At 51.5% G+C, this 24,775-nt stretch carries 24 protein-coding genes; 13 read left to right on the forward strand and 11 right to left on the reverse strand.

The window, feature by feature from the left end; genetic code table 11:
- Window positions 1-20: 20 nt before the first annotated feature.
- Window positions 21-1,463, reverse strand: a complete 1,443-nt coding sequence (pyk, locus tag BZK42_RS02025) for a pyruvate kinase (RefSeq protein ID WP_046276423.1) — start codon at window positions 1,461-1,463, stop codon at window positions 21-23.
- 118 nt (window positions 1,464-1,581) lie between these two features.
- The gene (locus BZK42_RS02030; protein WP_080858668.1) at window positions 1,582-2,451 is read right to left on the reverse strand and encodes a MurR/RpiR family transcriptional regulator; all 870 of its coding nucleotides are present in this window, start codon (window positions 2,449-2,451) and stop codon (window positions 1,582-1,584) included.
- A gap of 368 nt (window positions 2,452-2,819) precedes the next feature.
- On the opposite strand from BZK42_RS02030, the gene zwf reads away from it, so the two are divergent.
- From zwf to kdgA, 3 genes are all read left to right on the forward strand, one after another.
- Window positions 2,820-4,295 carry a glucose-6-phosphate dehydrogenase gene (gene zwf, locus BZK42_RS02040; RefSeq protein ID WP_003034896.1) on the forward strand — a complete coding sequence of 492 codons (1,476 nt, stop codon included), beginning with the start codon at window positions 2,820-2,822 and terminating at the stop codon, window positions 4,293-4,295.
- Window positions 4,296-4,527: 232 nt separating this feature from the next.
- A complete protein-coding gene (gene edd / locus BZK42_RS02045; RefSeq protein WP_047358576.1) occupies window positions 4,528-6,339 on the forward strand; it encodes a phosphogluconate dehydratase in 1,812 nt (603 codons plus the stop codon).
- A 34-nt stretch (window positions 6,340-6,373) separates the two neighbouring features.
- Complete coding sequence (kdgA, locus tag BZK42_RS02050; RefSeq protein WP_016152768.1) at window positions 6,374-7,015, forward strand: bifunctional 4-hydroxy-2-oxoglutarate aldolase/2-dehydro-3-deoxy-phosphogluconate aldolase; 642 nt, start codon at window positions 6,374-6,376, stop codon at window positions 7,013-7,015.
- Between the two features lie 66 nt (window positions 7,016-7,081).
- On the opposite strand, the gene purT is transcribed toward kdgA, so the two are convergent.
- The gene (gene purT / locus BZK42_RS02055; RefSeq protein ID WP_080858669.1) at window positions 7,082-8,260 is read right to left on the reverse strand and encodes a formate-dependent phosphoribosylglycinamide formyltransferase; all 1,179 of its coding nucleotides are present in this window, start codon (window positions 8,258-8,260) and stop codon (window positions 7,082-7,084) included.
- 132 nt (window positions 8,261-8,392) lie between these two features.
- Between purT and yebG the strand changes: the two genes are divergently transcribed.
- The 4 genes from yebG to ptrB all read left to right on the forward strand — a co-directional run bounded on the left by yebG (window position 8,393) and on the right by ptrB (window position 12,081).
- Window positions 8,393-8,683 (forward strand): DNA damage-inducible protein YebG, encoded by a 291-nt coding sequence (gene yebG / locus BZK42_RS02060; RefSeq protein ID WP_003833810.1) that lies wholly within the window; start codon window positions 8,393-8,395, stop codon window positions 8,681-8,683.
- A 121-nt stretch (window positions 8,684-8,804) separates the two neighbouring features.
- The gene (gene yebF, locus BZK42_RS02065; RefSeq protein ID WP_016152770.1) at window positions 8,805-9,158 is read left to right on the forward strand and encodes a protein YebF; all 354 of its coding nucleotides are present in this window, start codon (window positions 8,805-8,807) and stop codon (window positions 9,156-9,158) included.
- 101 nt (window positions 9,159-9,259) lie between these two features.
- A complete protein-coding gene (locus tag BZK42_RS02070; protein WP_016156220.1) occupies window positions 9,260-9,919 on the forward strand; it encodes a tellurite resistance TerB family protein in 660 nt (219 codons plus the stop codon).
- 86 nt (window positions 9,920-10,005) lie between these two features.
- A complete protein-coding gene (ptrB, locus tag BZK42_RS02075; protein ID WP_211280435.1) occupies window positions 10,006-12,081 on the forward strand; it encodes an oligopeptidase B in 2,076 nt (691 codons plus the stop codon).
- Here the strand turns inward: ptrB and exoX are convergent.
- The 3 genes from exoX to BZK42_RS02090 form a co-directional block, all read right to left on the reverse strand.
- Window positions 12,063-12,725 carry an exodeoxyribonuclease X gene (exoX, locus tag BZK42_RS02080; RefSeq protein ID WP_016152773.1) on the reverse strand — a complete coding sequence of 221 codons (663 nt, stop codon included), beginning with the start codon at window positions 12,723-12,725 and terminating at the stop codon, window positions 12,063-12,065. The genes ptrB and exoX overlap by 19 nt on opposite strands.
- Window positions 12,726-12,748: 23 nt before the next feature.
- Window positions 12,749-13,405 (reverse strand): carbon-nitrogen hydrolase family protein, encoded by a 657-nt coding sequence (locus BZK42_RS02085; RefSeq protein ID WP_016156222.1) that lies wholly within the window; start codon window positions 13,403-13,405, stop codon window positions 12,749-12,751.
- A 106-nt stretch (window positions 13,406-13,511) separates the two neighbouring features.
- The gene (locus BZK42_RS02090; RefSeq protein WP_003034925.1) at window positions 13,512-13,742 is read right to left on the reverse strand and encodes a DNA polymerase III subunit theta; all 231 of its coding nucleotides are present in this window, start codon (window positions 13,740-13,742) and stop codon (window positions 13,512-13,514) included.
- A gap of 143 nt (window positions 13,743-13,885) precedes the next feature.
- On the opposite strand from BZK42_RS02090, the gene yobA reads away from it, so the two are divergent.
- The 5 genes from yobA (at window position 13,886) to pphA (ending at window position 18,075) form a co-directional block, all read left to right on the forward strand.
- On the forward strand, window positions 13,886-14,260 hold the full coding sequence (gene yobA / locus BZK42_RS02095; RefSeq protein ID WP_080858671.1) for a CopC domain-containing protein YobA: 375 nt from the start codon (window positions 13,886-13,888) through the stop codon (window positions 14,258-14,260).
- Window positions 14,261-14,263: 3 nt separating this feature from the next.
- Window positions 14,264-15,136 carry a copper homeostasis membrane protein CopD gene (gene copD / locus BZK42_RS02100; RefSeq protein ID WP_049271209.1) on the forward strand — a complete coding sequence of 291 codons (873 nt, stop codon included), beginning with the start codon at window positions 14,264-14,266 and terminating at the stop codon, window positions 15,134-15,136.
- A 20-nt stretch (window positions 15,137-15,156) separates the two neighbouring features.
- Window positions 15,157-15,495 (forward strand): YebY family protein, encoded by a 339-nt coding sequence (locus tag BZK42_RS02105; protein ID WP_080858672.1) that lies wholly within the window; start codon window positions 15,157-15,159, stop codon window positions 15,493-15,495.
- A 580-nt stretch (window positions 15,496-16,075) separates the two neighbouring features.
- Window positions 16,076-17,356 carry a hypothetical protein gene (locus tag BZK42_RS02110; RefSeq protein ID WP_080858673.1) on the forward strand — a complete coding sequence of 427 codons (1,281 nt, stop codon included), beginning with the start codon at window positions 16,076-16,078 and terminating at the stop codon, window positions 17,354-17,356.
- Between the two features lie 77 nt (window positions 17,357-17,433).
- Complete coding sequence (gene pphA / locus BZK42_RS02115) at window positions 17,434-18,075, forward strand: protein-serine/threonine phosphatase (RefSeq protein WP_080858674.1); 642 nt, start codon at window positions 17,434-17,436, stop codon at window positions 18,073-18,075.
- Here the strand turns inward: pphA and BZK42_RS02120 are convergent, their stop codons facing one another.
- From BZK42_RS02120 to yebS, 5 genes are all read right to left on the reverse strand, one after another.
- Complete coding sequence (locus tag BZK42_RS02120) at window positions 18,076-18,267, reverse strand: YdfD/YebW family protein (RefSeq protein WP_016152779.1); 192 nt, start codon at window positions 18,265-18,267, stop codon at window positions 18,076-18,078.
- A gap of 102 nt (window positions 18,268-18,369) precedes the next feature.
- Window positions 18,370-18,606: a DUF1480 family protein gene (locus BZK42_RS02125; protein ID WP_169922378.1), complete on the reverse strand. Its 237-nt coding sequence runs from the start codon at window positions 18,604-18,606 to the stop codon at window positions 18,370-18,372.
- A gap of 100 nt (window positions 18,607-18,706) precedes the next feature.
- The gene (gene rsmF / locus BZK42_RS02130) at window positions 18,707-20,128 is read right to left on the reverse strand and encodes a 16S rRNA (cytosine(1407)-C(5))-methyltransferase RsmF (RefSeq protein ID WP_072050809.1); all 1,422 of its coding nucleotides are present in this window, start codon (window positions 20,126-20,128) and stop codon (window positions 18,707-18,709) included.
- Between the two features lie 83 nt (window positions 20,129-20,211).
- Window positions 20,212-22,845, reverse strand: coding sequence for a PqiB family protein (locus BZK42_RS02135; protein ID WP_080858676.1), 2,634 nt, complete (start codon window positions 22,843-22,845; stop codon window positions 20,212-20,214).
- Window positions 22,814-24,097: a membrane integrity lipid transport subunit YebS gene (gene yebS / locus BZK42_RS02140; RefSeq protein ID WP_016152782.1), complete on the reverse strand. Its 1,284-nt coding sequence runs from the start codon at window positions 24,095-24,097 to the stop codon at window positions 22,814-22,816. Before yebS ends, BZK42_RS02135 begins: the two co-directional genes overlap by 32 nt.
- Window positions 24,098-24,225: 128 nt before the next feature.
- Here yebS and BZK42_RS02145 point away from each other — a divergent pair, with 128 nt between their 5' ends.
- Window positions 24,226-24,723, forward strand: coding sequence for a GAF domain-containing protein (locus tag BZK42_RS02145; RefSeq protein WP_016152783.1), 498 nt, complete (start codon window positions 24,226-24,228; stop codon window positions 24,721-24,723).
- Window positions 24,724-24,775 lie beyond the last annotated feature (52 nt).

A 24,775-nucleotide genomic window follows, 5' to 3' on the forward strand; every position in this document is an offset into this window, starting at 1 on the left:
TTTTTACATCAAACGGGGCGTTACTCGACGGTCAGAATACGCGTGGTATTCGTTGAGCCAATGGTGCTCATGACATCGCCTTGCGTCACAATGACCAGGTCGCCGGAAACCAGATAGCCTTTATCGCGCAGCAGATTCACTGCTTCATTGGCGGCAACGACGCCGTCAGTTTCGCTGTCAAAGTGAACTGGGGTGACGCCGCGATACAAGGAAGTAAGATTCAGCGTACGTTCATGACGAGACATCGCGAAAATCGGCAGACCAGAACTGATACGTGAAGTCATCAGCGCGGTACGACCGGATTCCGTCATTGTGATGATAGCGGTGACCCCTTTCAGGTGGTTAGCGGCATACATCGCTGACATGGCAATCGCTTCTTCAACGTTATCAAACTGCACGTCAAGGCGGTGTTTAGAAACATTGATGCTCGGGATCTTCTCAGCACCCAAACAGACGCGTGCCATAGCCGCGACGGTTTCAGCTGGGTACTGACCTGCTGCAGTTTCTGCAGAGAGCATAACGGCATCGGTACCGTCGAGGACGGCGTTAGCCACGTCCATCACTTCCGCACGGGTCGGCATTGGGTTGGTGATCATCGATTCCATCATCTGCGTGGCGGTAATGACCGCACGGTTCAGCTGACGTGCGCGGCGAATCAACGCTTTCTGAATACCTACCAGCTCAGGATCGCCAATTTCAACGCCCAGGTCGCCACGCGCCACCATCACCACGTCGGAGGCAAGGATGATGTCATCCATCGCATTCTGGTCGCAGACGGCTTCTGCACGTTCTACCTTGGCGACAATTTTCGCATCGCAGCCAGCGTCTCGCGCCAGACGGCGGGCATAGTTCAGATCTTCGCCGCAGCGCGGGAAGGAGACGGCCAGATAGTCAACGCTGATTTGCGCAGCGGTGACGATGTCGGCTTTGTCTTTTTCGGTCAGGGCTTCAGCAGAGAGACCGCCGCCCAGTTTGTTAATGCCCTTATTGTTGGACAGCGGGCCACCGACGGTAACTTCGGTGAAGACTTTCATGCCCTGAACTTCCAGCACTTTAAGCTGTACGCGACCGTCGTCGAGCAGCAGGATATCGCCTGGGACGACGTCAGCAGGCAGTCCTTTATAATCAATACCGACTTTTTCTTTGTCGCCTTCGCCTTTGCCGAGGTTGGCGTCTAACAGGAACTTGTCGCCAACGTTAAGAAATACTTTACCTTCTTTAAAGGTTGATACGCGGATTTTAGGTCCCTGCAGGTCACCCAAAATAGCTACATGACGTCCCAGTTTTGCGGCAATTTCACGGACCTTATCCGCCCGCAGTTTGTGATCTTCTGGAGAGCCGTGAGAAAAGTTCATACGTACGACGTTCGCACCCGCGGCGATAATCTTTTCAAGGTTATTATCGCGGTCAGTTGCCGGGCCTAACGTGGTAACGATTTTGGTTCTGCGAAGCCTTCTGGACATGTAATACTCCGTTGACTGAAACAACTTGGTGTTGCGTGAACATTAATCCGGTCGTTCTCAAATATTAACGGTAAATGAACGACCCGGATGATAAAAGGGTAGAACATTGTTATTGCTTTTAGCGGTCATCACTCTTGATGAGTAATTCTTTATCAAAACGCGATTCCTTGAGCGCTTCCTTGACACGCTTCAAGTTATCTCTAAATTTTGCCCCACGGCGCAAAGTAAATCCTGTAGCCAGCACATCTATCACGGTCAGTTGAGCAAGTCGAGAGACCATGGGCATATAAATGTCAGTATCTTCCGGTACATCGAGAGTAATTGCCAGCGTTGCTTCACGCGCCAGTGGCGTGCCGGGAGAGGTGAGGGCGATAACCATGGCGTCATTTTCCCGTGCCAACTGCGCCAGTTCCACCAGACTTTTGGTTCTTCCGGTATGAGAAATAACCACAATGACGTCATCGTCGCTACAATTCATGCAACTCATGCGTTGCAGAACAATATCGTCGGAATAGATTACCGGTACGTTAAACCGGAAAAATTTATTCATTGCGTCATGCGCCACTGCGGCAGAAGAACCGAGGCCAAAGAAGGCAATTTTTTTCGCCTGAGTTAATAAATCTACGGCCCGGTTTACCGCTGCGTTATCCAGCGACTGGCGGACGTGGTCGAGGCTTGCCATCGCTGACTCGAAGATTTTCCCCGTGTAAGATTCTACGCTGTCATCCTCATCCACATTGCGATTAACATAAGGGGTGCCATTTGCCAGACTTTGCGCCAGATGCAGTTTAAAATCAGGGAAGCCGCGGGTATCCATGCTGCGACAGAAACGGTTCACCGTCGGTTCGCTGACATTGGCTTCCACAGCAAGTGTGGCGATGCTTGAATGGATTGCCCGCTCGGGAGAGGCAAGAATAATGTCGGCAACTTTACGCTCTGACTTGCTCAACTGTTCCAGTTTTAACTGGATTTTTTCCAGCATATTCATGATGTAGGTAGACTCATGGGTCATGGGCAAAAACGATTTCAATGATACGGAGAAATCGGGGCATAATTTCGTGTATAGATATTACCCCTGCTAATGCAGCAACGGGGCAAAATGGACAGAATAGTTGTTGTTTTTTTTCATTACATGATCGGAGTCGGGTTTTCTTACGTCTTCAGGGGTACGAAAAAAGATGACTTTTTTGTCCAATTTGCGACGGCAAACGCCCATAAAGCGACTGTTCGCGGTAACAGCACGGCTGGATAAGCGTTTACGGTTTCCGGATTCACGTAAAAGCAGTACAGTGCACTGTAATAAAATTACAACCAGTGTCTGGCAAAAGCACCAGGCACTTAATTGAGGAGAATGACATGGCGGTAACGCAAACAGCCCAGGCATGTGACCTGGTCATTTTCGGCGCGAAGGGCGACCTGGCGCGGCGGAAATTGCTGCCTTCCCTGTATCAACTGGAAAAGGCCGGCCAGATTAACCCGGAAACCCGTATCATTGGGGTAGGGCGTGCCGACTGGGACAAAGCAGCCTATACCAAGGTTGTGCGTGAAGCGCTCGAAACCTTCATGAAAGAAAAAATCGACGAAGGTTTGTGGGAGACTCTCAGCGGTCGTCTGGAGTTTTGTAATCTGGACGTCAATGACACCGCCGCGTTTAGCCGTCTGGGCGAAATGCTGGATCAAAAATCACGTACCACCATTAACTATTTCGCGATGCCGCCGAGCACCTTTGGCGCGATCTGCAAAGGCCTGGGTGAAGCAAAGCTGAATGCTAAACCAGCCCGTGTTGTGATGGAAAAACCGCTGGGTACGTCGCTGGCAACATCCCGTGAAATCAACGATCAGGTCGGCGAGTATTTCGAAGAGTGTCAGGTTTATCGTATCGACCACTATCTTGGCAAAGAGACGGTCCTGAATCTGCTGGCACTGCGTTTTGCCAACTCCCTGTTTGTGAACAACTGGGATAACCGCACTATCGATCACGTAGAAATTACCGTGGCGGAAGAAGTGGGTATTGAAGGCCGTTGGGGCTATTTTGACCAGGCAGGTCAAATGCGCGACATGATTCAGAACCACCTGCTGCAGATCCTGTGCATGATTGCGATGTCTCCGCCGTCCGATCTGAGCGCCGACAGCATTCGTGATGAAAAAGTGAAGGTACTGAAATCGCTGCGTCGTATCGATCGTTCGAACGTACGTGAAAAAACGGTTCGCGGTCAGTACACCGCGGGTTTTGCCCAGGGCAAAAAAGTGCCGGGGTATCTGGAAGAAGAAGGCGCGAACAAGAGCAGCAACACGGAAACGTTTGTGGCGATCCGTGTGGATATCGATAACTGGCGCTGGGCGGGAGTTCCGTTCTACCTGCGTACCGGTAAACGTTTACCGACGAAGTGCTCTGAAGTGGTGGTTTACTTCAAAACGCCTGAGCTGAATCTGTTCAGAGAATCCTGGCAGGATCTGCCGCAGAACAAGTTGACCATCCGTTTGCAGCCTGATGAAGGTGTCGATATCCAGGTACTGAACAAAGTGCCGGGTCTGGATCACAAGCATAATCTGCAAATTACCAAGCTTGATCTGAGCTATTCCGAAACCTTCAACCAGACGCACCTTGCCGACGCCTATGAGCGCCTGCTGCTCGAAACAATGCGTGGAATTCAGGCGCTGTTTGTGCGTCGTGATGAAGTTGAGGAAGCATGGAAGTGGGTCGACTCAATTACCGAAGCCTGGGCGATGGACAACGACGCGCCGAAGCCGTATCAGGCAGGGACCTGGGGCCCGGTTGCTTCTGTGGCGATGATTACCCGAGATGGTCGTTCCTGGAACGAATTCGAGTAAAATATCATCTAGCCCATAGGTGTTATTTTACCGGTAACATGATCTAACACAGATTGTAGAATAATTTTTGCACTTTTAAGCTCCGCGTGGATTCACCCGCGGGGCTTTTTTTATTACACTGCCTGAAACGATTTTGCCCCTGAGCTACGGCCAACAAGCGATTCAGCTATTTTTACCCAACTGAAACACATTGTTGATCCAACGCTCTGACAGAGAAATTTTAGGAGCCTCTATGAATCCGAATTTGTTACGCGTAACACAACGTATCGTCGAACGTTCTCGTGACACACGTTCCGCCTACCTCGCCCGTATTGAACAAGCGAAATCAACTACCGTTCATCGCTCGCAACTGGCATGCGGTAACCTGGCGCATGGTTTTGCTGCGTGTCAGCCGGACGATAAGGCCTCGCTGAAAAGCATGCTGCGTAACAATATCGCGATCATTACCTCCTATAACGACATGCTTTCCGCGCATCAGCCGTATGAACACTATCCGGCCATCATTCGTAAAGCACTGCATGAAGCCAATGCAGTAGGCCAGGTTGCTGGCGGTGTACCTGCAATGTGCGACGGTGTGACCCAGGGACAAGATGGGATGGAGCTTTCTCTGCTCAGTCGTGAAGTGATTGCGATGTCTGCTGCAGTGGGCCTTTCCCACAACATGTTCGACGGCGCGTTGTTCCTCGGCGTGTGCGACAAAATTGTCCCGGGCCTGGTAATGGCTGCGCTGTCATTTGGTCATCTGCCGTCAATCTTTATTCCTTCCGGTCCGATGGCGAGCGGTCTGGCGAACAAAGAAAAAGTGCGTATCCGTCAGCTGTATGCTGAAGGTAAAGTCGATCGCATGGCGCTTCTTGAATCCGAGGCGGCGTCTTATCACGCTCCGGGTACCTGTACGTTCTACGGCACGGCGAACACTAACCAGATGGTAGTGGAGTTTATGGGTATGCAACTGCCTGGCTCCTCATTTGTACATCCTGATGCGCCGCTGCGTGAAGCGCTGACCGCGGCTGCAGCCCGTCAGGTAACACGCCTGACCGGCAATGGCAATGAATGGATGCCGATCGGTAAAATGATCGATGAAAAAGTGGTAGTGAACGGTATTGTGGCGCTGCTGGCGACCGGGGGCTCTACCAACCATACGATGCACCTGGTGGCTATGGCGCGTGCGGCCGGGATTCTGATTAACTGGGATGATTTCTCCGATCTGTCCGATATCGTGCCGCTGATGGCGCGTCTGTACCCGAATGGTCCGGCAGATATTAACCACTTCCAGGCGGCGGGTGGCGTGCCGGTGTTAATGCGTGAACTGCTTAATGCGGGTCTGCTACATGAAGATGTGAACACCGTTGCCGGATTCGGTTTATCCCGCTACACCATGGAACCGTGGCTTAACGAGGGTGAACTGGACTGGCGCGAAGGGGCGGTGAAGTCTCTGGACAGCAACGTGATCGCCACCTTTGACCAACCATTCTCCCACCACGGCGGCACCAAAGTGCTGAGCGGTAACCTCGGGCGTGCGGTGATGAAAACGTCGGCGGTACCGGTAGAAAACCAGATTATTGAAGCGCCGGCAGTTGTCTTTGAAAGTCAGCATGATGTCTTACCCGCGTTCGATGCCGGTCTGCTTGACCGGGATTGCGTGGTGGTTGTGCGCCATCAGGGACCAAAAGCGAACGGAATGCCAGAATTACATAAACTCATGCCGCCACTTGGTGTATTATTGGACCGTTGTTTCAAAATTGCGTTAGTTACCGATGGACGACTTTCAGGTGCTTCAGGTAAAGTGCCTTCAGCAATCCATGTAACCCCGGAAGCCTATGATGGCGGGCTGCTGGCAAAAGTACGCGATGGCGACATCATTCGTGTGAATGGACAGACAGGTGAATTGACGCTGCTGGTGGATGAAGAGGAACTTGCCTCCCGTCAGCCACACATTCCTGATCTCAGCGCATCGCGCGTGGGTACGGGACGTGAAATGTTCAGCGCGTTGCGTGAAAAGCTGTCCGGTGCGGAGCAGGGCGCAACCTGTATCACTTTTTAAGACTTATTTTGTAATCAGGCGAGAGAAAACTCTGATGAAAAACTGGAAGACAAGTGCAGAAGCAATCCTGACCACTGGCCCGGTTGTACCGGTTATCGTGGTTAATAAACTGGAACACGCGGTGCCAATGGCAAAAGCGCTGGTTGCAGGGGGCGTGCGCGTTCTGGAAGTGACCTTACGTACCGCATGTGCGATGGATGCCATTCGCGCGATCGCAAAAGAAGTTCCCGACGCTATCGTGGGTGCGGGTACCGTACTGAATCCACAACAGCTGGCTGAAGTCACTGAAGCGGGTGCGCAGTTTGCTATCAGCCCGGGCCTGACCGAGCCGCTGCTGAAAGCTGCAACTGAAGGCACTATTCCGCTGATCCCAGGCATTAGCACCGTTTCTGAACTGATGCTGGGTATGGACTACGGTTTGAAAGAGTTCAAATTCTTCCCGGCGGAAGCAAACGGCGGTACTAAAGCGCTGCAGGCAATTGCGGGTCCGTTCTCTCAGGTCCGTTTCTGCCCAACCGGCGGTATCTCTCCAGCGAACTACCGTGATTACCTGGCACTGAAAAGTGTGCTGTGCATCGGTGGTTCCTGGCTGGTTCCGGCAGATGCCCTGGAAGCTGGTGATTACGCACGCATTACCAAGCTGGCTCGTGAAGCAGTAGAAGGCGCGAAGCTGTAATAACGCAAAATGCCCGGTAATCATTACCGGGCCTGCGAGTCTGAAACGGGCCATCTGGCCCGTTTTTTATCCTGCGACTTTCACCTGTGCCGCCGCGTCTTTCGCGCGTGTTACTGCGTCTTCAATACTCTGCGCTGTGGCCAGCACAACGCCCATACGACGGCTCCCGTCGATGTCTGGCTTGCCGAAGAATCTGACTTGCATACCTGTGCCCACAGCGGCCTGTACGTTATCAAACGTGACATTCTGGCTGGTAAGCTGCGGCAGAATAACGGCGGAAGCAGAAGGCCCATATTGACGGATTGCGCCAACCGGCAGACCGAGAAATGCGCGAACATGCAGGGCAAACTCAGACAGATCCTGCGAAATCAAGGTCACCATACCCGTGTCGTGAGGGCGAGGGGAAACTTCGCTGAAAATCACCTCATCACCGCAGACAAATAGCTCTACCCCAAACAGACCGTGGCCGCCCAGCGCCAGCACCACCTTACGGGCAATCTCCTGCGCTCGAGTCAGCGCCAGGTCACTCATCTGCTGCGGCTGCCAGGATTCGCGATAATCGCCATCTTCCTGACGATGTCCTACCGGTGCGCAGAAATGCACGCCATCAACGGCGCTGACGGTAAGCAGGGTGATTTCAAAATCAAAATTCACTACGCCTTCGACGATAACGCGTCCGGCACCTGCTCGGCCGCCTTGTTGAGCATAATTCCAGGCTTCAGTGAGTCGATCGGCGGAACGAATAAAGCTCTGTCCCTTACCGGAGGAACTCATTACCGGCTTCACGATGCAGGGATAGCCGATTTCGGCGACGGCCTCGCGAAAGCGGGCTTCGCTGTCAGCAAAGCGGTAAGAAGAGGTCGGTAGAGATAATTCTTCGGCGGCGAGACGACGGATTCCTTCGCGGTTCATGGTCAACTGCGTCGCCCGGGCGCACGGCACGATGTTTTGACCGTCCTGTTCCAGTTTTACCAGCATATCCGTGGCAATCGCCTCTATTTCCGGCACGATATAATGTGGTTTTTCACGCTCGACGAGCTGGCGTAAAGCATCGCCATCCAGCATGTTGATTACGTATGAGCGATGGGCAACGTGCATGGCTGGCGCGTCGGGGTAACGATCCACGGCAATGACTTCCACACCCAGGCGTTGGCATTCAATCGCCACCTCTTTACCCAGTTCACCTGAACCTAATAACATCACTCGCGTTGCTGCGGGACGCAGCGCTGTGCCTAATAACGTCATAAATTAATCCCCTGTTTTATCTGGGCGCAGTATATACGAAAACGTTTGCGTCTGTCTTTATTACCAGGTTGATTTCAAGGCGCAAAAAGAATATACTGTACATAAATACAGGTAATTTAAGAGGCTGCAAAAATGGCGGTTGAAGTTAAATACGTAGTCATTCGGGAAGGTGAGGAAAAAATGTCGTTTACCAGCAAAAAGGAAGCCGATGCGTATGACAAAATGCTTGATACAGCAGATTTGCTCGACACATGGCTGGAGCAATCGCCGGTAGCGCTGGAAGACGAGCAGCGCGAAGCGCTTTCCCTGTGGCTGGCTGAGCAGAAAGATGTGCTGAGCGCCATTCTGAAAAACGGCAAGCTGCCCTCTCCGCAGGCGGTCGAAAACGATGCGCACGCTGAGGATGATACTCAGGCTGCCTGAAACGACTTGCGCTCCTGACGTTTTGTACCATGCTTTTCCCTGAATCATTGTGCAATCCCTGACGTCTTTTCACGTTGCAACAGGCAACCTGAAGGACGAAGGGGAGATTAAGGAGAAAAGAATGTATAAAAAAAGAGCGTTGTTGAGCCTGCTGTTGTTATCTGCCAGCGTATCTGTATTTGCGGCAAATATGGAAAGCAAGAAAGTTCAGTTCCCCAAGTGCGAAGGACTGAATGCTGACGGTATCGCGGCGAGCGTGAAACGTGATTATCAGCAAAATCGCATCGCGCGCTGGGCTGACGATCAGAAACGCGTCGGGCAAGCCGATCCTGTCGCCTGGGTCAACACGCCCGATATTACGGGTAAAGATGGGAAATGGTCAGTTCCCCTCACGGTTCGCGGTAAAAGCGCGGATATTCACTACCAGGTAAAAGTCGACTGCAAAGCCGGAACGGCGGAGTATCAGTCGCAGTAACGAAGGTAGAATGTATTTGCACTTCTTTTGATGACCTGAACACTTCCTGACATCCCCTCGGGTACGCTTTGATGATTATTCGTCTGTACTTGAGGGGCAACATGGCTAACTGGCTGAATCAACTTCAATCTCTTCTTGGGCAAAAAGGATCTTCCGCGTCATCTTCTGGTGAGCAAGGGCTGAGTAAACTTCTGGTTCCCGGCGCGTTAGGCGGTCTGGCAGGATTACTGGTTGCCAACAAATCTTCACGTAAATTACTGAGTAAATACGGCACCAGCGCGCTTCTGGTGGGCGGCGGTGCGGTTGCCGGTACCGTGTTATGGAACAAATACAAGGATAAGGTTCGCGCGGCGCATCAGGGTGAGCCGCAGTTCGGTGCACAAAGCTCGCCGCTGGATGAGCGAACCGAACGACTGATCCTGGCGCTGGTTTTTGCGGCGAAAAGCGATGGTCATATTGATGCCAAAGAACGTACCGCCATTGAGCAGCAGCTCCGTGAAGCAGGCGTGGAAGAGCAGGGCCGTGTTCTGATCGAACGCGCCATTGAACAACCGTTAGATCCTCAGCGCCTGGCACAAGGGATCCGCAACGAAGAAGAGGCGCTGGAAATTTACTTCCTGAGCTGTGCGGCGATTGATATCGACCACTTTATGGAGCGTAGCTATCTGAACGCGCTGGGCGATGCGTTGAAGATCCCGCAGGATGTTCGTGAAGGCATTGAACAGGATCTCAAAGAACAAAAACAGGCTTTACCGGGTTAATTACTTACCGTTAAGGCGCATGTTTCGCTTGCATCATTGCTGTCTTTTGCCACCCTTATAGGATGTTTAAGCAAAAGAACAATGACATGCTACCAAAAGCTTCTCGTATCCCCCACGCCATGACGAATCATGGCGATACCCGCGTTGATAATTTTTACTGGCTGCGAGATGACACCCGCTCGCAGCCAGAAGTGCTGGATTATCTGCAACAAGAAAATGCGTATGGCCGCCAGATTATGGCCTCGCAGCAGGCATTGCAGGATCGCGTCCTGAAAGAGATTATCGACCGTATCCCGCCTCAGGATGCTTCCGCCCCCTATGTGAAGAATGGTTATCGCTACCGGCATATTTATGAACCGGGGTGCGAATATGCCATTTATCAGCGTCAGTCTGCCTTCAGTGAAGAGTGGGATGAATGGGACACCTTGCTGGATGGTAACCAGCGCGCGGCCCACAGTGAGTTTTATACGCTGGGGGGACTGGCGATATCTCCGGATAACACCATCATGGCGTTGGCCGAAGATTATCTCTCTCGTCGGCAATATGGCGTGCGTTTTCGCAATCTGCAAAGCGGTAACTGGTATCCGGAAGTGCTGGAAAACGTTGAAGCGGATCTGGTCTGGGCGAATGACTCGCAAACATTCTATTATGTGCGCAAACACGCAACGACGCTGCTCCCGTATCAAGTGTGGCGGCATACCGTCGGCTCGCCGTCATCACTGGATGAGCTGGTGTATGAAGAAGCCGATGACATGTTTTATGTCAGTCTACATAAAACGACCTCGTTACATTATGTGGTTATTCATATCGCCAGCGCGACCACCAGTGAGGTTTTGCTACTTGACGCAGAACTGGCGGATGCCGAGCCGTTAGTCTTTTTAGCGCGACGCAAAGATCACGAGTACAGCCTCGATCACTATCAGCATACGTTTTATCTGCGTTCCAATCGTCAGGGTAAAAATTTCGGCCTGTACCGTACCCGTGTGCGTGATGAACAAGCCTGGGAGACGCTGATCCCGCCGCGCGACAGCGTCATGTTGGAGGGCTTTACGCTGTTCACAGACTGGCTGGTGGTGGAAGAGCGTCAGCGGGGCTTAACCAGCCTGCGACAGATTAATCGTAAAACGCGCGAAGTGGTCGGTATCGCTTTTGATGATCCGGCGTATGTGACATGGCTTGCCTATAATCCAGAACCTGAGACATCGCGTCTGCGTTATGGCTATTCCTCCATGACCACACCGGACACGCTGTTTGAACTGGATATGGACACCGGAGAGCGTCGCGTACTCAAACAGACGGAGGTCCCAGGGTTTGATGCGGCGAACTACCGTAGCGAACACGTCTGGATCACCGCGCGTGATGGCACCGAGGTTCCGGTTTCGCTGGTTTACCATCAAAAGTATTTCCTGAAAGGGAAAAATCCGTTACTGGTCTACGGCTATGGCTCGTATGGCGCCAGCATGGACGCCGATTTCAGCAGCAGCCGCTTGAGCTTACTGGATCGCGGCTTTGTTTATGCCATTGCTCATGTGCGTGGCGGCGGCGAGTTAGGACAGCAGTGGTACGAAGACGGTAAGTTTCTGCTCAAGAAAAATACCTTCAATGACTACCTCGACGTCTGCGACGCGCTGCTAAAAATGGGTTATGGCGCGCCTTCGCTGTGTTATGGCATGGGGGGGAGCGCCGGAGGAATGTTAATGGGTGTTGCCATTAATGAGCGCCCAGAACTCTTCCATGGCGTCATTGCGCAGGTGCCTTTTGTCGATGTGGTGACCACGATGCTGGATGAGTCCATTCCCCTGACGACCGGTGAGTTTGAAGAGTGGGGGAATCCGCAGGATGCAGAGTATTACACCTACATGAAAAGCTACAGCCCGTATGACAATGTTACAGCGCAGGATTATCCTCATCTGCTGGTTACGACGGGATTACACGACTCCCAGGTGCAATACTGGGAACCGGCAAAATGGGTGGCAAAACTGCGCGAGCTGAAAACGGACGATCGTCTGCTGTTACTCTGCACGGATATGGATTCCGGGCATGGCGGAAAATCCGGGCGTTTTAAATCATACGAAGGCGTGGCCATGGAATACGCGTTTTTGATCGGACTGGCGCAGGGGACACTGCCTGGGCAGGCATCTGCTCAGGCGTTATCCAGATAGTGCTTTAGCGTTAAGCGCAGCTCCGGGCTCATACTGTCGAGGTTATTAAATAACCAGCGCAGATAGCCCGGATCGCGTTCAGCCACTTCTGATACAGGTTTTCCGCGGTACTTGCCGAAAGTGAAAGTAGTAAGTAACGCAGGACGGCCGGTAATATCGACCATCTGTTCTGCTGACCAGCCTGACGTTTGTATGATGTCGATCAGCAGTGCCGCGGTGATGTAGCAGTCGTACAGGGCACGGTGATGATGCAGGCCAGCTGGCGTCTGCACGCTCAGCTTGCGCGATTTATACAGCGCCATGTTGCTGTATTTGATTCCTGGCCACAAACGACGGGAGAGTTTCATGGTGCAAATCCACTCCCCGGGCATGTCGGGTAATACGCGGCGATCAAAACTTGCATTGTGCGCCACGTACCATTCGCTGCCGTAATATTGTGGGATGACATCTTCAATCCACGGCTTATCGGCCACCATCGCTTCCGTAATGCGATGAATTGCCATCGCCTGAGGGCTGATGGGGCGGTCAGGACGCACCAGGTGGCTCATGGGGTTGACTATTTTTCCGTCAACCACATCGACAGAAGCAATCTCAACAATGCCTCCCTGCAGACCACAGGTTTCTGTATCTATTATGCGCAACATGCCATGCTCCTGACCCAAAACGATTAGCGTAAAGGAATGATATCACCTTGCCAACCCCGTGGCGTGCGTTGACCGGTTAAGAGTAAGGAACCGCTGTCTGCGCGAACAATCAATCGACCTTGCTCATCCCATAACGCGCTGCTGCCACGCGCATTGGCCATTAATACCGCGATGGCAAATTTATGCGAGAAACTCTGTAGACGAGATGTGGAGGAGAGCAATTCGGGCTCACTGACAGACTGACTGCTGGTGAATAGCGAGTACGCCGGGTCGATATCGATACCTTCCGGCTGGCTATCCACAACGCTGATGGCATTTTGCTGTCTGGCGATACAGGCCCCGTGGCTCTGGTGAAACGTTAAGGGGGAGGTCATCCAGGGAGAGAAAAGCGCGATACCTTTTACGAACCGATTGTTATGTTCTACCGATAGCCCCGCAATAATCGTCATGCGATAAGTCACGGCAGCATGCGCGAGAGGTTCTAACAACGCTTCATCGGGTGGGGCAGGGAGCGCGTCATTCTCATCAACACAACCCAACAGGGAAAGGGAGGGGAAAACCAGCAATTCACATTGGCATTGAGCGGCTGCCTGAATGAATTGCAGGTGATGCGCGACATGTTCGGTAACTGAGGTCTGAAGAGGTTCGTACTGTGCTGCTGCGATTTTCCAGTGTGACATAATGATTTCCTTTTCATAGTGTCTACAACCATCTTTAAAGTATAGATTAAGAATATACTTATACTGTAGCAGGCATCATGTAAGGAATCGTAACGTAATATAAGTTTTATTTAACTTTAGGCTCGTAGGGTAAACGTGAAAGGGAAACGGATGCCAGACGGTGCGCGATCAGTCTTTCCCGAAACCAGTCGCGTAAATGTTCGGGCTGTTCACGCTCAACGACTTCGGCAACAACCGGCATGTTGTATCGCTCCTTAAATGCGACACCCGCCGCGGCCAGGTCAACATTGACCTTATCCATTTCAGCTTGCTCAAGTTTGGCCAGATTGATGTTCATGGGCTTCTCCTTTTCTCTGTCTTTCGGCGCGCAAAGTTACTAAGAGTGTGCATTAATGGCAAGACCGAAATGATGATTCTCGACTCGATCATTGTAGAAGGTTATTCTCTATAGATTAGACATAACAAAAAGGAATAGTTGAAATGGCTTCATCTGCATCTAAGCTTCGCAACGCTCTCATCGTACTCGCCAGCCTTCTGGCAACTCCCGCCGCCCTGGCTCATGCTCACCTGACAAAACAAAGCCCGGCGGCTAATGCCGATGTTGCGGTATCTCCTCAGGCGTTGACGCTAAATTTCTCAGAAGGTGTTGAGCCGGGATTCAGCGGCGCAACGCTAACAGGCCCAAACAAAGAACAGATCAAAACGGGCAAGGCATCACGCAGTGAACAGGACAAAACACAACTGATTATTCCACTTGCTCAAACGCTTAAGGCCGGAAAATATACTGTCGACTGGCACGTCGTCTCCGTGGATGGCCATAAGACAAAGGGGCAATATACCTTTAGCGTGAAATAACCGATGCTGGAATTTACCTGGGTTGCACTACGGTTTATCCATTTTACCACGTTGATGCTGGTGTTTGGCTGTGCGCTCTACGGCGCATGGCTGGCTCCCGTTTCGGTTCGTCGTTTAATGATGCGTCGTTTTTTGCGTCTACAACGACATGCCGCAGCGTGGAGCTTTATTAGCGCGACGCTGATGCTGGCGATCCAGGGTGGTTTAATGGGCTCAGGCTGGCGGGATGTTATTTCTAGTGACATATGGGGCGCCGTGTTGCAAACGCAGTTTGGCGGCGTGTGGTTATGGCAGATTATCCTCGCGCTGGTCACGCTGGTGGTGGTAATTATAGTACCGCGCAGCATGCCGCGACGGCTGTTAATGCTGACGATTGCGCAGTTTATTTTGCTGGCTGGCGTCGGACACGCGACGCTGCATAGCGGTATCGCAGGGGCAATCCAGCAGGTTAACCACGCCTTGCATTTGGTATGCGCTGCCGCCTGGTTCGGTGGTTTGCTGCCCGTACTTTACTGTATGCAAATGGCGCAAGGCCGCTGGCGGGAACAGGCCATCAATACTATGATGCGTTTCTCCCGCTACGGGCATCTTTTCGTTATCGGAGTTTTACTTACCGGTATCATGAATGCGCTGTTTATTGTTGGTTTTTCTGTTCCCTGGCACATGGCTTACGGGCAACTGCTTTTGTTAAAAGGTGCTCTGGTGATGCTAATGGTGGCGATTGCGCTGGTGAATCGGTATGTTCTGGTACCACGCATGCGGCAGGATAACCGCAGTATGACACTCTATTTTGTTTGGATGACTAAGCTGGAATGGGGAATTGGGGCCGTTGTGCTGGCGATTGTCAGCCTGTTTGCAACCCTCGAACCTTTCTGATTGATGGATTGGCGAAACGCATGAAAAAAATCATTATCTCGTTATTACTACTGGCAAGTTCAGGGGCCGCGCTGGCTGCGCCACAGGTCATCACCGTCAGCCGTTTTGAGGTTGGCAAAGATAAGTGGGCCTTTAATCGGGAAGAGGTGATGCTGACCTGCCGTCCGGGTAACGCGCTGTATGTCATCAATCCCAGTACGCTGGTGCAATACCCATTGAATGATGTTGCCAGACAGCAGGTAGAGAGCGGGAAAACTACGGCGAAGCCAATCGAGATTATCCAGATTGACGACCCGGCGAAACCGGGCGAAAAAATGAGCCTCGCACCGTTTGTGGTGCGTGCAGAAAAGCTCTGCTAATTGTCAGATGTAGCGTTCTGATTTCCAATAAAAAACCGCAAGGCTCTCTCAGGAGAACTTGCGGTTTTTACGTTTGGATGTGTGACAATCGTCCTTTTTTCAGGCCACTTTAGTCGCGGACTGGAAAACCTGGCGCTGTCATCTATTCTTAAATGGCAGGGTAACTTAGCCTGCATTAATGCCAACTTTTAGCGCACGGCTCTCTCCCAAGAGCCATTTCCCTGGACCGAATACAGGAATCGTATTCGGTCTCTTTTTATGTGGATTTTATTTCAATCACTTAGGACATCATGTCCGAAAGTTTCCGAAATTTGTCCGCATATCACAATTCGGGATTTCTTCGTTATACCACACTGCTTTTAACATTTACACTTCATTTGCGCAGAAAAAGATCAGATCGTGATGCCCATTTTTTCCTGATCTCCAGGCGTATAGCCGGCTTATGTGCCAGCATTTCAGTTGTCACTAGTGCCCAGAGGTTTAGACTCACTTGTATCAATAGCGGTATAATTATCCATCAATTGATGCCGTTTTGGCCCCTGATACATGGACTTAGTTTCTCAATAACGAGATATAAGAAATGGAAAAGTTAAAAGAAAGACTCGTGATGGAGATTGGTAATGCTGAAGATCTCTCTGCAGCATTAAAACTATACACCAGTTTCTATCTATTAATCCCAGAGTATAAATTTGTCTTTTCATCGCCTAAAGGGCCATATCCAGGGTTTCAAACTAACAAGAAATTCAAGCATGGGGCGTCTATACGCTCTTTATTCAATGATGAAAATGTTTTCGTTATGGATCCTCAAACCATAGAGGAAATGTTCAGCGATAAAGGACACTCCACATTTAAAATAGATTACTCAATATCTCTTGATAGCCAGGCATTAAGTTATCTCAGACCATATATCAATGGTAAAGTTTCTGGTCTGGATGATGACATCGAAGAAATATTTAAATTTATTTCTCATCAGAATACGCAGGTAGACTCTGTGTTATATGAACTGGAGAACCTTAAAAATCTGGATGAGAAAGAGAATCACCATAAAATATTCGATAAGTTGATGGGTTACGAATTTATAAAAGATGTTGATCTCGTTAATTCAGGAACCAGCGGAGTATTGACCTCAAAAATATCGCAAGGTGAGCTTTTTCTTAATACCGACAGACATTTTAGCTCACTGCTCACCAAAAACAAAGACTCTGAGTTCAGGCGTGCCTTAAGAGACAGGCACGATAGTATTTACGCTTATGTTCTTATGATGAGTATCATCCAAATCAAATCGCCTGCCAGATCGCTCAAAAATAAATTGATCGAACTATTAAGTTTTGCTCACACCAAAGTATGCTTTTTGGCAACAAGAGAGTTAATTCTAGCGAGTGAGTTTTTTATACGAGGGACAGAATTTAGGTTTTTTAACAAAATACATAAAAAGTCGAAAAACATGTGGTCGGCATTACATGGTATGGCCTGGGATCTGACTCATTGTCGATATTTAGAGCAAGCACTTACCTTCAATACAGGAAATGATGAGCGATATTTTTTCCCTGGAATATTGACTTGTGACAAAGGTTTTATTGAGGCGATGGAGCTCACGCCGCTTAAGGCCGTTGCATTTGATACCAAAGGTGGGCCGCCGTTGCTGTTTTATCATGAACATGATGTGATAAAAATTACCGGGGATATCCCTGCGGTTAATGATTTCTATCAGGAATTGTGTTGTAAACAGAAAAGAGAAGAAAGAGCTCGTGCGCGTAATGCACCCACTTATGACCTGCAATCTATAGTAGCTGAACTGGAAGCAGAACTGGAAGCTGTTGCGTTAGTACCTCGTCGACGCGTGGATAGCGTAGGACCGTGATGTATGATTCGGTCGCTCTGTTTTTTACTGCTATGGTTTAATTTAGAACAGGGCAATATTTGTGTACAGGAGGTCAAATGGGACTGCCTGACAATGCTTATCAAAGAGTGGAAGCGACGTGCTGGCGACATGTTTGGGTGGTCGGGGATATCCACGGTTGCTTCTCATTATTGATGGCGAAATTGCGCCTGTGTCATTTTGATCCGTGGCAGGACCTGCTGGTTTCAGTGGGGGATGTTATCGACCGCGGACCTGACAGTTTGCGTTGCCTGAAACTACTGCGTAAACGCTGGATTATCGCGGTCAGAGGGAATCATGAACAGATGGGGCTGGACGCGCTGGCAACCGGGGAGCAATTCCTGTGGTTTATGAATGGCGGTTCGTGGTTTGCGCAGGCGGAGCAGCCAGCGGCGAAAGCCGCTCTTGAAACGTGTCGGCAATTACCCTGGATTCTGGAGCTGCGTTGCCAGAACGGCATACACGTTATTGCTCACGCAGATTACCCTGATGATAATTATCAGTGGCAAAAAGAGGTCGATTTACAGCGGGTACTGTGGGATCGCACAAGGCTGATGAATAAAGGCAACGGCATTCGCGGCGCGGATCACTTTTGGTTTGGCCATACGCCTCTGCGTCAGCGGCTGGATCACGAGAATCTGCACTATATTGATACCGGTGTGGTGTTTGGCGGCGAGTTGACGCTGGTGCAACTGCAATAATCAAAAATCGCTGTATTCCTGGGCCGGACGCCAGAAGCTGTCTATGTAGTCATCCGCGGGTAAACATCCGCCGTTACGAATACGCTGATCGTCCATCGATATCAGGCACTGCTGCTCAGTTTTGTAGACATCAACAACGATATCTTCACAACCGCCACCCAGGTAGCACACAAAAAGAACCAGCGTGAACATTCCATCCTCAAATGGTAAAGCCATAGCTGTAGTGTAGAAGATGTTGATAGATGAGGGAAATTAACCAAGAAATAACCCGTCTGGCGACGGGTTCTTTTTGAATCAGGCAAGGCGCATGATCCAGGCATCTGACTTACGATCGTAGTGCTCGCGAAATAGAACTGAATGTTCTCCGTTAAGAAGCGCCGGGACGCTGGTGTCGGCATCCCAGGCATCAAGTTGCATGCATAAATCCGGATCGGATTTACACGGAATGGTTAACGTTCGGTCCCCTGGCGATTCGCCATGTAACTCGGCGTCGTCGATTTCAATAGCGCCAATGCGCACACTGGTTTTCATCATCGTGCTCTCCGTTTATTTGCTGGTTGTGGTACGACCAGTTAGGCCGTCCATTTTTCAGCGTAGTCAACGTTAGCAAAAGCGCCAGTAAAAACGTGCGTTATCCTGTAAAGAGTTTGCCATCCCGGACCAGATCGCGCGGGTAGCTATTCTTTAATCGCGATCCAATACGTTTCGCCAGGCCAATCGGCTGATGCTGGAACGTAACCAGCACATCGTCGGTGGTCGGTGCGGTCTGCGGGTAGACATCCCGTCCGCGGTACCACTCTTCGGCTTCGGCAAGGGTCAGTTCAAACGCATGGCTGTGATTTGTGCTGGCGAGAGCAATGACGGCTTCATGCTGCCAGCGGTACCCTTTATTGTGCGTTTCAGCGAGTTTGATGCCGAGTCGGGAAAAGCGGACTTTGCCGATCAGGGTTTCAATCTCGGTTGGGAACAGCCAAATCTCTTTATCACGCTGCCACAGGCGCAGAGTGTCTTCCCACTGCAATCCACAGGCGTTAGCGGCCTGAGTGACAAGCGCGGATTCACGTCCTTTAAGCGGGCTGAACGGGAAGTTACCGATTTTGTATTTTGGCGTCGGTAGTGCAGGGATCGCGGCAGTTTTGCGCAGACGCGCGACGAAAAAACCTTCACAATCGTAGATCTGCGGGAACACATGCAGGAATCCTTCCGGGGTCAGGGCGCGTTCAGCCTGCGGGAATAAATCGCCCAGTGGTAAAAACTCGACGGCGTCCGGGTAGGTCTCAATCAACCACTGCATAATGTCTTCATTTTCGTCACGGTTCAGCGTGCAGGTCGAGTAAACCAACGTGCCGCCGGGACGCAAGGCATGAAAGGCGCTGTCGAGAAGTTCACGCTGGGTTGCGGCAATTTCCAGATTACTTTCTGGCGACCAGTTTTTTAGCGCATCGGGATCTTTACGCACCACGCCTTCACCGGAACACGGGGCGTCCAGCAAAATGGCATCGAAGGCTTCTGGCAACGCTGCGCCAAATACCCGCCCGTCAAAATGGGTTAGCGCGACATTGGCTATCCCGCATCGGCTGATATTGGCATGCAGGACTTTGACGCGACTGGCGGAAAACTCATTCGCCAGAATAGCACCCTGATTTTTCATTTTTGCGGCAATTTGCGTGGTTTTGGAGCCGGGGGCTGCCGCGACATCCATCACGCGATCCGGGGTGTTACCATCGGCAAACAGCGCGGCGACCGGCAGCATTGAGCTGGCTTCCTGAATATAAAACAGGCCGCTTAAATGTTCCGCGGTACTGCCGAGCGGTACTGACTTTTCATCATCGCGTTCGATCCAGAAACCTTCAGCGCACCAGGGTATCGGAGTGAGCGACCAGTTGTAAGGTGCTGTCAGAGTGAGGAAGTCGGCAACGGAGATTTTCAGCGTATTGACGCGGATGCTGCGACGCAGCGGACGCTGGCAGGCAGCGAGAAAATCATCAAATGAGAGCGTGGAAGGCATTGCTTCACGCATTTGGTTTAGAAAGGCGTCGGGAAAATAAGCCACTTGGTACCACCGGCAAAAAAACAGGTGCGCAGTGTAGCATAAGTGCTCCGGCGCGAGTATGTACGCCGGAGCAAGGGGAGAGATTAACGTGGCAGGGCGGTTCCCCATTCACGCCACTCTTTTGGTTCGCTTTCGAGCAGCAGGAAGTGTTTACCTGCCTGCGCTTTCGGGGCCAGCGGCGTACCCGGTGGCGTAGCGAAGGCGATTCCGCCGCGAATGAACTGATTGAAGGTACCGGTCTTCACGACGCCGCCGGTCAAACCAAAGTCGAGATTGTATCCTGATGCCAGCCAGAACACGGAGTTGTTCCGCACCAGATGCTGATAGCGCTGGCTAATGCGCATCGCCACCATCACGCGGTCAGAAAGCGAGCCCAGCGTCAGCCCGGTGACGGTCCCCACTTCAATGCCTCTGAACAGGACTGGCGTACCGATATTCAGCGAACCCGCTTCCGGCGCTTCTACCACAATACTCAGACCATCGAGGTAACGAGAGTCGGTAATGGTGGCTTCCTGCAGTTCAAAATCACGGCGCGGGTTACCGCGTCCTGGTTCAACGTTAATATACGGCTGTAAGATCGTATCCAGATGCTCGACGCCTGCCGCTGAGATTTGCGGTGTGATCACGGAGAAGCGGGTACCGCTACGGGCAAAAGTCTGCACGTATTCCGGATACAAAACCGCTTTTGCCTGAACTTCGTTACGGGCGGTGATTAGCTCAAGCGTCTGGATCTGGCCGATATCGATCCCCAGGTAGCGAATTGGCATGCCGGCCGCGAGTTTACCGGCATCGAACGCGTGCAGGGTTATCTGGCCGCCCACCGCACGCGCGGCAGTTTCGGAAGCATACAGAATACGCTTGTCGCCTTTGCGTTGGCTGGCGCTGGCGCCGCTGAGGTTATCGAAGCTAATCGCCCCTTTGAGCGCTCGCGACAGGGGAGATGCCTGTACGGTCAATCCGCTACCGTTAAGCTGAACCTTTGCCCCGCCTTCGGCCCAGAATACGCTGTTGCTGGTCAGCAGGTTGCGATATTCCGGTTTGATATGCAGATCGATATCAAACGCATCGGCGCGTGGGCGAACGCTAATCACTTCACCGACCTCGAATTTGCGGTATAACACCACCGAACCGGCCTGCACATCAGGCAGCGTTTCGGCGCTCAGGCTGAGCGTGGTAGTTGGCAGATCGCTCAGGCTGTTTTCAATCGCTTTTTCCAGGTTGGCATACAGCGGGTAGCTTTTTTTCATTTCACCCTTGGTACCGGGCAAAATACGAATGCCGCCGCTGAGCCATTCGCTGGCGCTGGCGCCAAGGAATTCCACGCCATCAAGCCCGACCTTGACGTCAACGCGGCTGTTGACCACAAACTTACTGTCACCTTGCACCAGGGCGCGATGCTGTGGTTCGATGGCAACGGTAAATGAGACACCTTTGCCAGAGAGCGTGCGATCAATCACCTGACCGACCTGTACGCCGTGAAGAATCAGCGGCTGACCGGCATCAATACCGTAACTCTCCGGCGCGGTCAGCGTAAGCGTCATGACGCCCGGATCGTGTAACAACGACTTCTCAGCAGGAATAACCGCAAACTGGTTACGCGGCTCGCCCTCGCCAGGAACCAGCTCGAAAGTTTTGCCAGTCAGTAGCGAACTGATATTGGCATCGTTTAACGATAATTTAGGGCTGTGTAATTCAATCCGCGTATTGTCGCGCAGCAGCGTTACGACGCTGGGATCGACCGTCATTTCGCCGGTCACTTTACCGCCCGGATTTAAATCCAGTTTGGTCAGTTGCCCGACTTCTAATCCTTGATACATCAGCGACGTTGAGCCGGCCTTGAGTCCATCGCCGCTGGGTAAATCAAGCTTGACGATCACTCCCCGCTGGCTGTGCGCGAGATCCTGATACAAACCAAACGTGTCATCGGCCACCGCGGGTTTAGAGTCTTCGGGCGAATCAAAAGCAATGGCGCCATTGACCAGCGCCGCCAGACTCTCCAGCTTGATCTTCGCTCCGCTGAGGCTGACATCCGCATTCACACCGGACACGTTCCAGAAACGGCTGCCTTTTTTCACCAGGTTGGTAAAGCGACGTTCGATCAGCACGTCGATGGTTACGCCCTGATGATTTGGGTTGATGGTGTAGTCATACACCCGGCCCACCGGAATCTTGCGGAAATAAACCAGCGAACCGCTATTGAGCGACCCGAGGTCAGGGGCGCGCAGGTGCAGCATCAAATCGCCATTATCCAGACGATATTTGGGCTGCGTATCGAGGGCGACGAAATGATCTTCCGGCTCGCCGGTTCCGGGCATCATGCCGATATAGTTGCCGCCAACCAACGCATCCAGGCCAGAAACCCCCGCCAGCGACGCTTTCGGCGTGACCAACCAGAACTGGGTATCTTTGCGCAGAGCATCTTTCATGGTCGATTTGATGCTGACGCGTACTTCAATTTTGCGTAGATCTTCGCTGAGGTTGATATCATGCACGGTGCCCACTTCAACGCCCTGATAACGAACGGGAGTACGGCCCGGCACAATGCCGTCAGCAGACATAAAGTCAATGGTTACGGTATTGCCGCGATCTTCATAGCTTCCCCAGATAAGCCATCCTGCAATCATCAGCGCGATGAAAGGCAGCAGCCAGAATGGAGAGATACGGCGTTTAGTTTTAATCTGCGCTTCAGTCTGCGAAGCGGGCGTTTCCTGACTCATGTGCATCCCAAAGTAAGCGGCTGTCCAGCCATTCCACAGCAAGAATAGTCAATATTACCGCTGCGCCGAAATAAAACGCAGCTGGCCCCATAGTAAAAGCAAGTATCTGATCGCGATTAATCAGCGACATGGTTAAAGCGATAACAAAGAGATCCAGCATCGACCAGCGACCAATCCAGGTCACCATACGCAGCAGTTTGATGCGGGTACGCAATCCTTGTTCACATCTAAAATGGATGCTGATGAGCAACGTAAACATCACAATCACTTTGGTGAATGGAACCAGAATACTGGCGATAAAAACAATCGCCGCTACGCCAACGTTGCTGTTCGCCAGGGACATTATGCCTGACAGGATCGTGTCTTCCTGGCGGCCGCCATTGACATAAATTACCGAGATGGGCAGCAGATTAGCAGGCAAAAGCAGGACGATCGAGGCCAGCAGAGCAGCCCAACACTTTTGGATACTTTGATTCCTGCGCCAGCGCAACGGGATATGACAGCGAGGGCAGCGACCTCGGGCGTCCGGATAACCTGTAAAGTGGCAGCCGAGGCAGACGCGGAGTTTTTCATCGGGCCGACGGGCTGGTCTTTGCGGGTAGAAACGGTCCCAAAGCTGCTCAACGTTAAGGTGCGACAGCGTCAAAACACTGAGGATCACCAGCGCAATAAAAGCAAACAGACCTACACCGGGTTGCAAAAAAGCATAGTCCTGAACTTTGATTGATGCGACGCCAATGCCCACCAGATAGATATCAAGCATCACCCACTCTTTGAGCCTTTCCAGCATTAGCAGCACTGGGCGCAGGTTCATCCCAAGAATATTGCCAAACCACAGATAAGCGATTGAGGTCACGAGAATGATGGGCGCGCCGGCAACGCAAAAGAGTACAAAGGATGCGGTGAGTGGGTCGCCTTGTCGGGTCATTTGCCAGATGCCTTGCAGCACATTGGCGTCAATGCGCACACCTAATAAATAGATGTGCAGGAGCGGTTCTCCCCAGGCAAAGGGCATCAGCAGCAGCATGGTGAAAGCCATAGCCGCCAGTCGTGTTAATGACCAGTCGCGTCCGTCACGAATTTTTGCCTGACAGCGTGGGCAAAATGCACTTTGGTGCGAACGCATTTTAGGCAAGCTAAAGATCAGGTCACATTCAGGGCAACGATGGTAATGCGCACGAGGGAGGGCATCACCAATGGACCTGATGGCTATTTTTTTAGTCGGCGTGATGCGTGGTGTCGTTAAGGCCATGTATCGCGAATCAAATTGTTGAAGTAATGTTATCTTAACTCATGACGGGAATGATCTTGAGCATTAACGCATTTAATGTTTATTTTAGTAGGCTGCAGCTTTAAGTAAGACAACTAAGTGATTACATAATGAACAAAACAGAGCTATACACGGATCTGAACCGTGACTTTCAGGCATTAATGGCAGGTGAAACCAGTTTTCTGGCAACGCTGGCAAATACCAGCGCGTTGTTGTACGAACGTCTTGCAGAAGTGAACTGGGCCGGTTTTTATCTGCTCGAAAACGATACGCTGGTGTTGGGGCCTTTCCAGGGAAAAATCGCCTGCGTGCGGATCCCGGTAGGACGCGGGGTGTGTGGGACCGCAGTAGCGCAGAACCAGGTTCAGCGCATTGAGGACGTTCATGCTTTTGACGGACACATCGCATGTGATGCCGCCAGCAACGCTGAAATCGTCCTGCCAATCACCGTCGAAAATCAGATAATCGGCGTGCTGGATATCGATAGCACGGCGTTTGGCCGCTTTACTGACGAGGATGAACAGGGGCTGCGAACGCTGGTGGCACAGCTTGAAACCGTGCTTGCAACGACGGATTACAAAAAATTCTTTGCGCGCGTCGCAGGATAATCAACGGATAACGTAGCAATTACTGATGACGTCATTATAATGTCGCCTGTTC

The sequence above is a fragment of the Citrobacter braakii genome, assembly GCF_002075345.1.
GTDB classification, from domain to species: domain Bacteria; phylum Pseudomonadota; class Gammaproteobacteria; order Enterobacterales; family Enterobacteriaceae; genus Citrobacter; species Citrobacter braakii.

What these genes read in the sequence shown, in the direction of transcription:
- yobA (WP_080858671.1), top strand. Translation starts at nt 13,886, where the DNA reads ATGGCTTCATCTGCATCTAAGCTTCGCAACGCTCTCATCGTACTCGCC.
- edd (WP_047358576.1), top strand. Translation starts at nt 4,528, where the DNA reads ATGAATCCGAATTTGTTACGCGTAACACAACGTATCGTCGAACGTTCT.
- ptrB (WP_211280435.1), top strand. Translation starts at nt 10,006, where the DNA reads ATGCTACCAAAAGCTTCTCGTATCCCCCACGCCATGACGAATCATGGC.
- BZK42_RS02090 (WP_003034925.1), bottom strand. Translation starts at nt 13,742, where the DNA reads ATGAACATCAATCTGGCCAAACTTGAGCAAGCTGAAATGGATAAGGTC.
- BZK42_RS02125 (WP_169922378.1), bottom strand. Translation starts at nt 18,606, where the DNA reads ATGAAAACCAGTGTGCGCATTGGCGCTATTGAAATCGACGACGCCGAG.
- BZK42_RS02105 (WP_080858672.1), top strand. Translation starts at nt 15,157, where the DNA reads ATGAAAAAAATCATTATCTCGTTATTACTACTGGCAAGTTCAGGGGCC.
- BZK42_RS02120 (WP_016152779.1), bottom strand. Translation starts at nt 18,267, where the DNA reads ATGTTCACGCTGGTTCTTTTTGTGTGCTACCTGGGTGGCGGTTGTGAA.
- BZK42_RS02145 (WP_016152783.1), top strand. Translation starts at nt 24,226, where the DNA reads ATGAACAAAACAGAGCTATACACGGATCTGAACCGTGACTTTCAGGCA.
- zwf (WP_003034896.1), top strand. Translation starts at nt 2,820, where the DNA reads ATGGCGGTAACGCAAACAGCCCAGGCATGTGACCTGGTCATTTTCGGC.
- kdgA (WP_016152768.1), top strand. Translation starts at nt 6,374, where the DNA reads ATGAAAAACTGGAAGACAAGTGCAGAAGCAATCCTGACCACTGGCCCG.
- BZK42_RS02135 (WP_080858676.1), bottom strand. Translation starts at nt 22,845, where the DNA reads ATGAGTCAGGAAACGCCCGCTTCGCAGACTGAAGCGCAGATTAAAACT.
- exoX (WP_016152773.1), bottom strand. Translation starts at nt 12,725, where the DNA reads ATGTTGCGCATAATAGATACAGAAACCTGTGGTCTGCAGGGAGGCATT.
- yebF (WP_016152770.1), top strand. Translation starts at nt 8,805, where the DNA reads ATGTATAAAAAAAGAGCGTTGTTGAGCCTGCTGTTGTTATCTGCCAGC.
- yebS (WP_016152782.1), bottom strand. Translation starts at nt 24,097, where the DNA reads ATGGCCTTAACGACACCACGCATCACGCCGACTAAAAAAATAGCCATC.
- BZK42_RS02030 (WP_080858668.1), bottom strand. Translation starts at nt 2,451, where the DNA reads ATGAATATGCTGGAAAAAATCCAGTTAAAACTGGAACAGTTGAGCAAG.
- yebG (WP_003833810.1), top strand. Translation starts at nt 8,393, where the DNA reads ATGGCGGTTGAAGTTAAATACGTAGTCATTCGGGAAGGTGAGGAAAAA.
- BZK42_RS02085 (WP_016156222.1), bottom strand. Translation starts at nt 13,405, where the DNA reads ATGTCACACTGGAAAATCGCAGCAGCACAGTACGAACCTCTTCAGACC.
- purT (WP_080858669.1), bottom strand. Translation starts at nt 8,260, where the DNA reads ATGACGTTATTAGGCACAGCGCTGCGTCCCGCAGCAACGCGAGTGATG.
- pyk (WP_046276423.1), bottom strand. Translation starts at nt 1,463, where the DNA reads ATGTCCAGAAGGCTTCGCAGAACCAAAATCGTTACCACGTTAGGCCCG.
- copD (WP_049271209.1), top strand. Translation starts at nt 14,264, where the DNA reads ATGCTGGAATTTACCTGGGTTGCACTACGGTTTATCCATTTTACCACG.
- BZK42_RS02110 (WP_080858673.1), top strand. Translation starts at nt 16,076, where the DNA reads ATGGAAAAGTTAAAAGAAAGACTCGTGATGGAGATTGGTAATGCTGAA.
- BZK42_RS02070 (WP_016156220.1), top strand. Translation starts at nt 9,260, where the DNA reads ATGGCTAACTGGCTGAATCAACTTCAATCTCTTCTTGGGCAAAAAGGA.
- pphA (WP_080858674.1), top strand. Translation starts at nt 17,434, where the DNA reads ATGGGACTGCCTGACAATGCTTATCAAAGAGTGGAAGCGACGTGCTGG.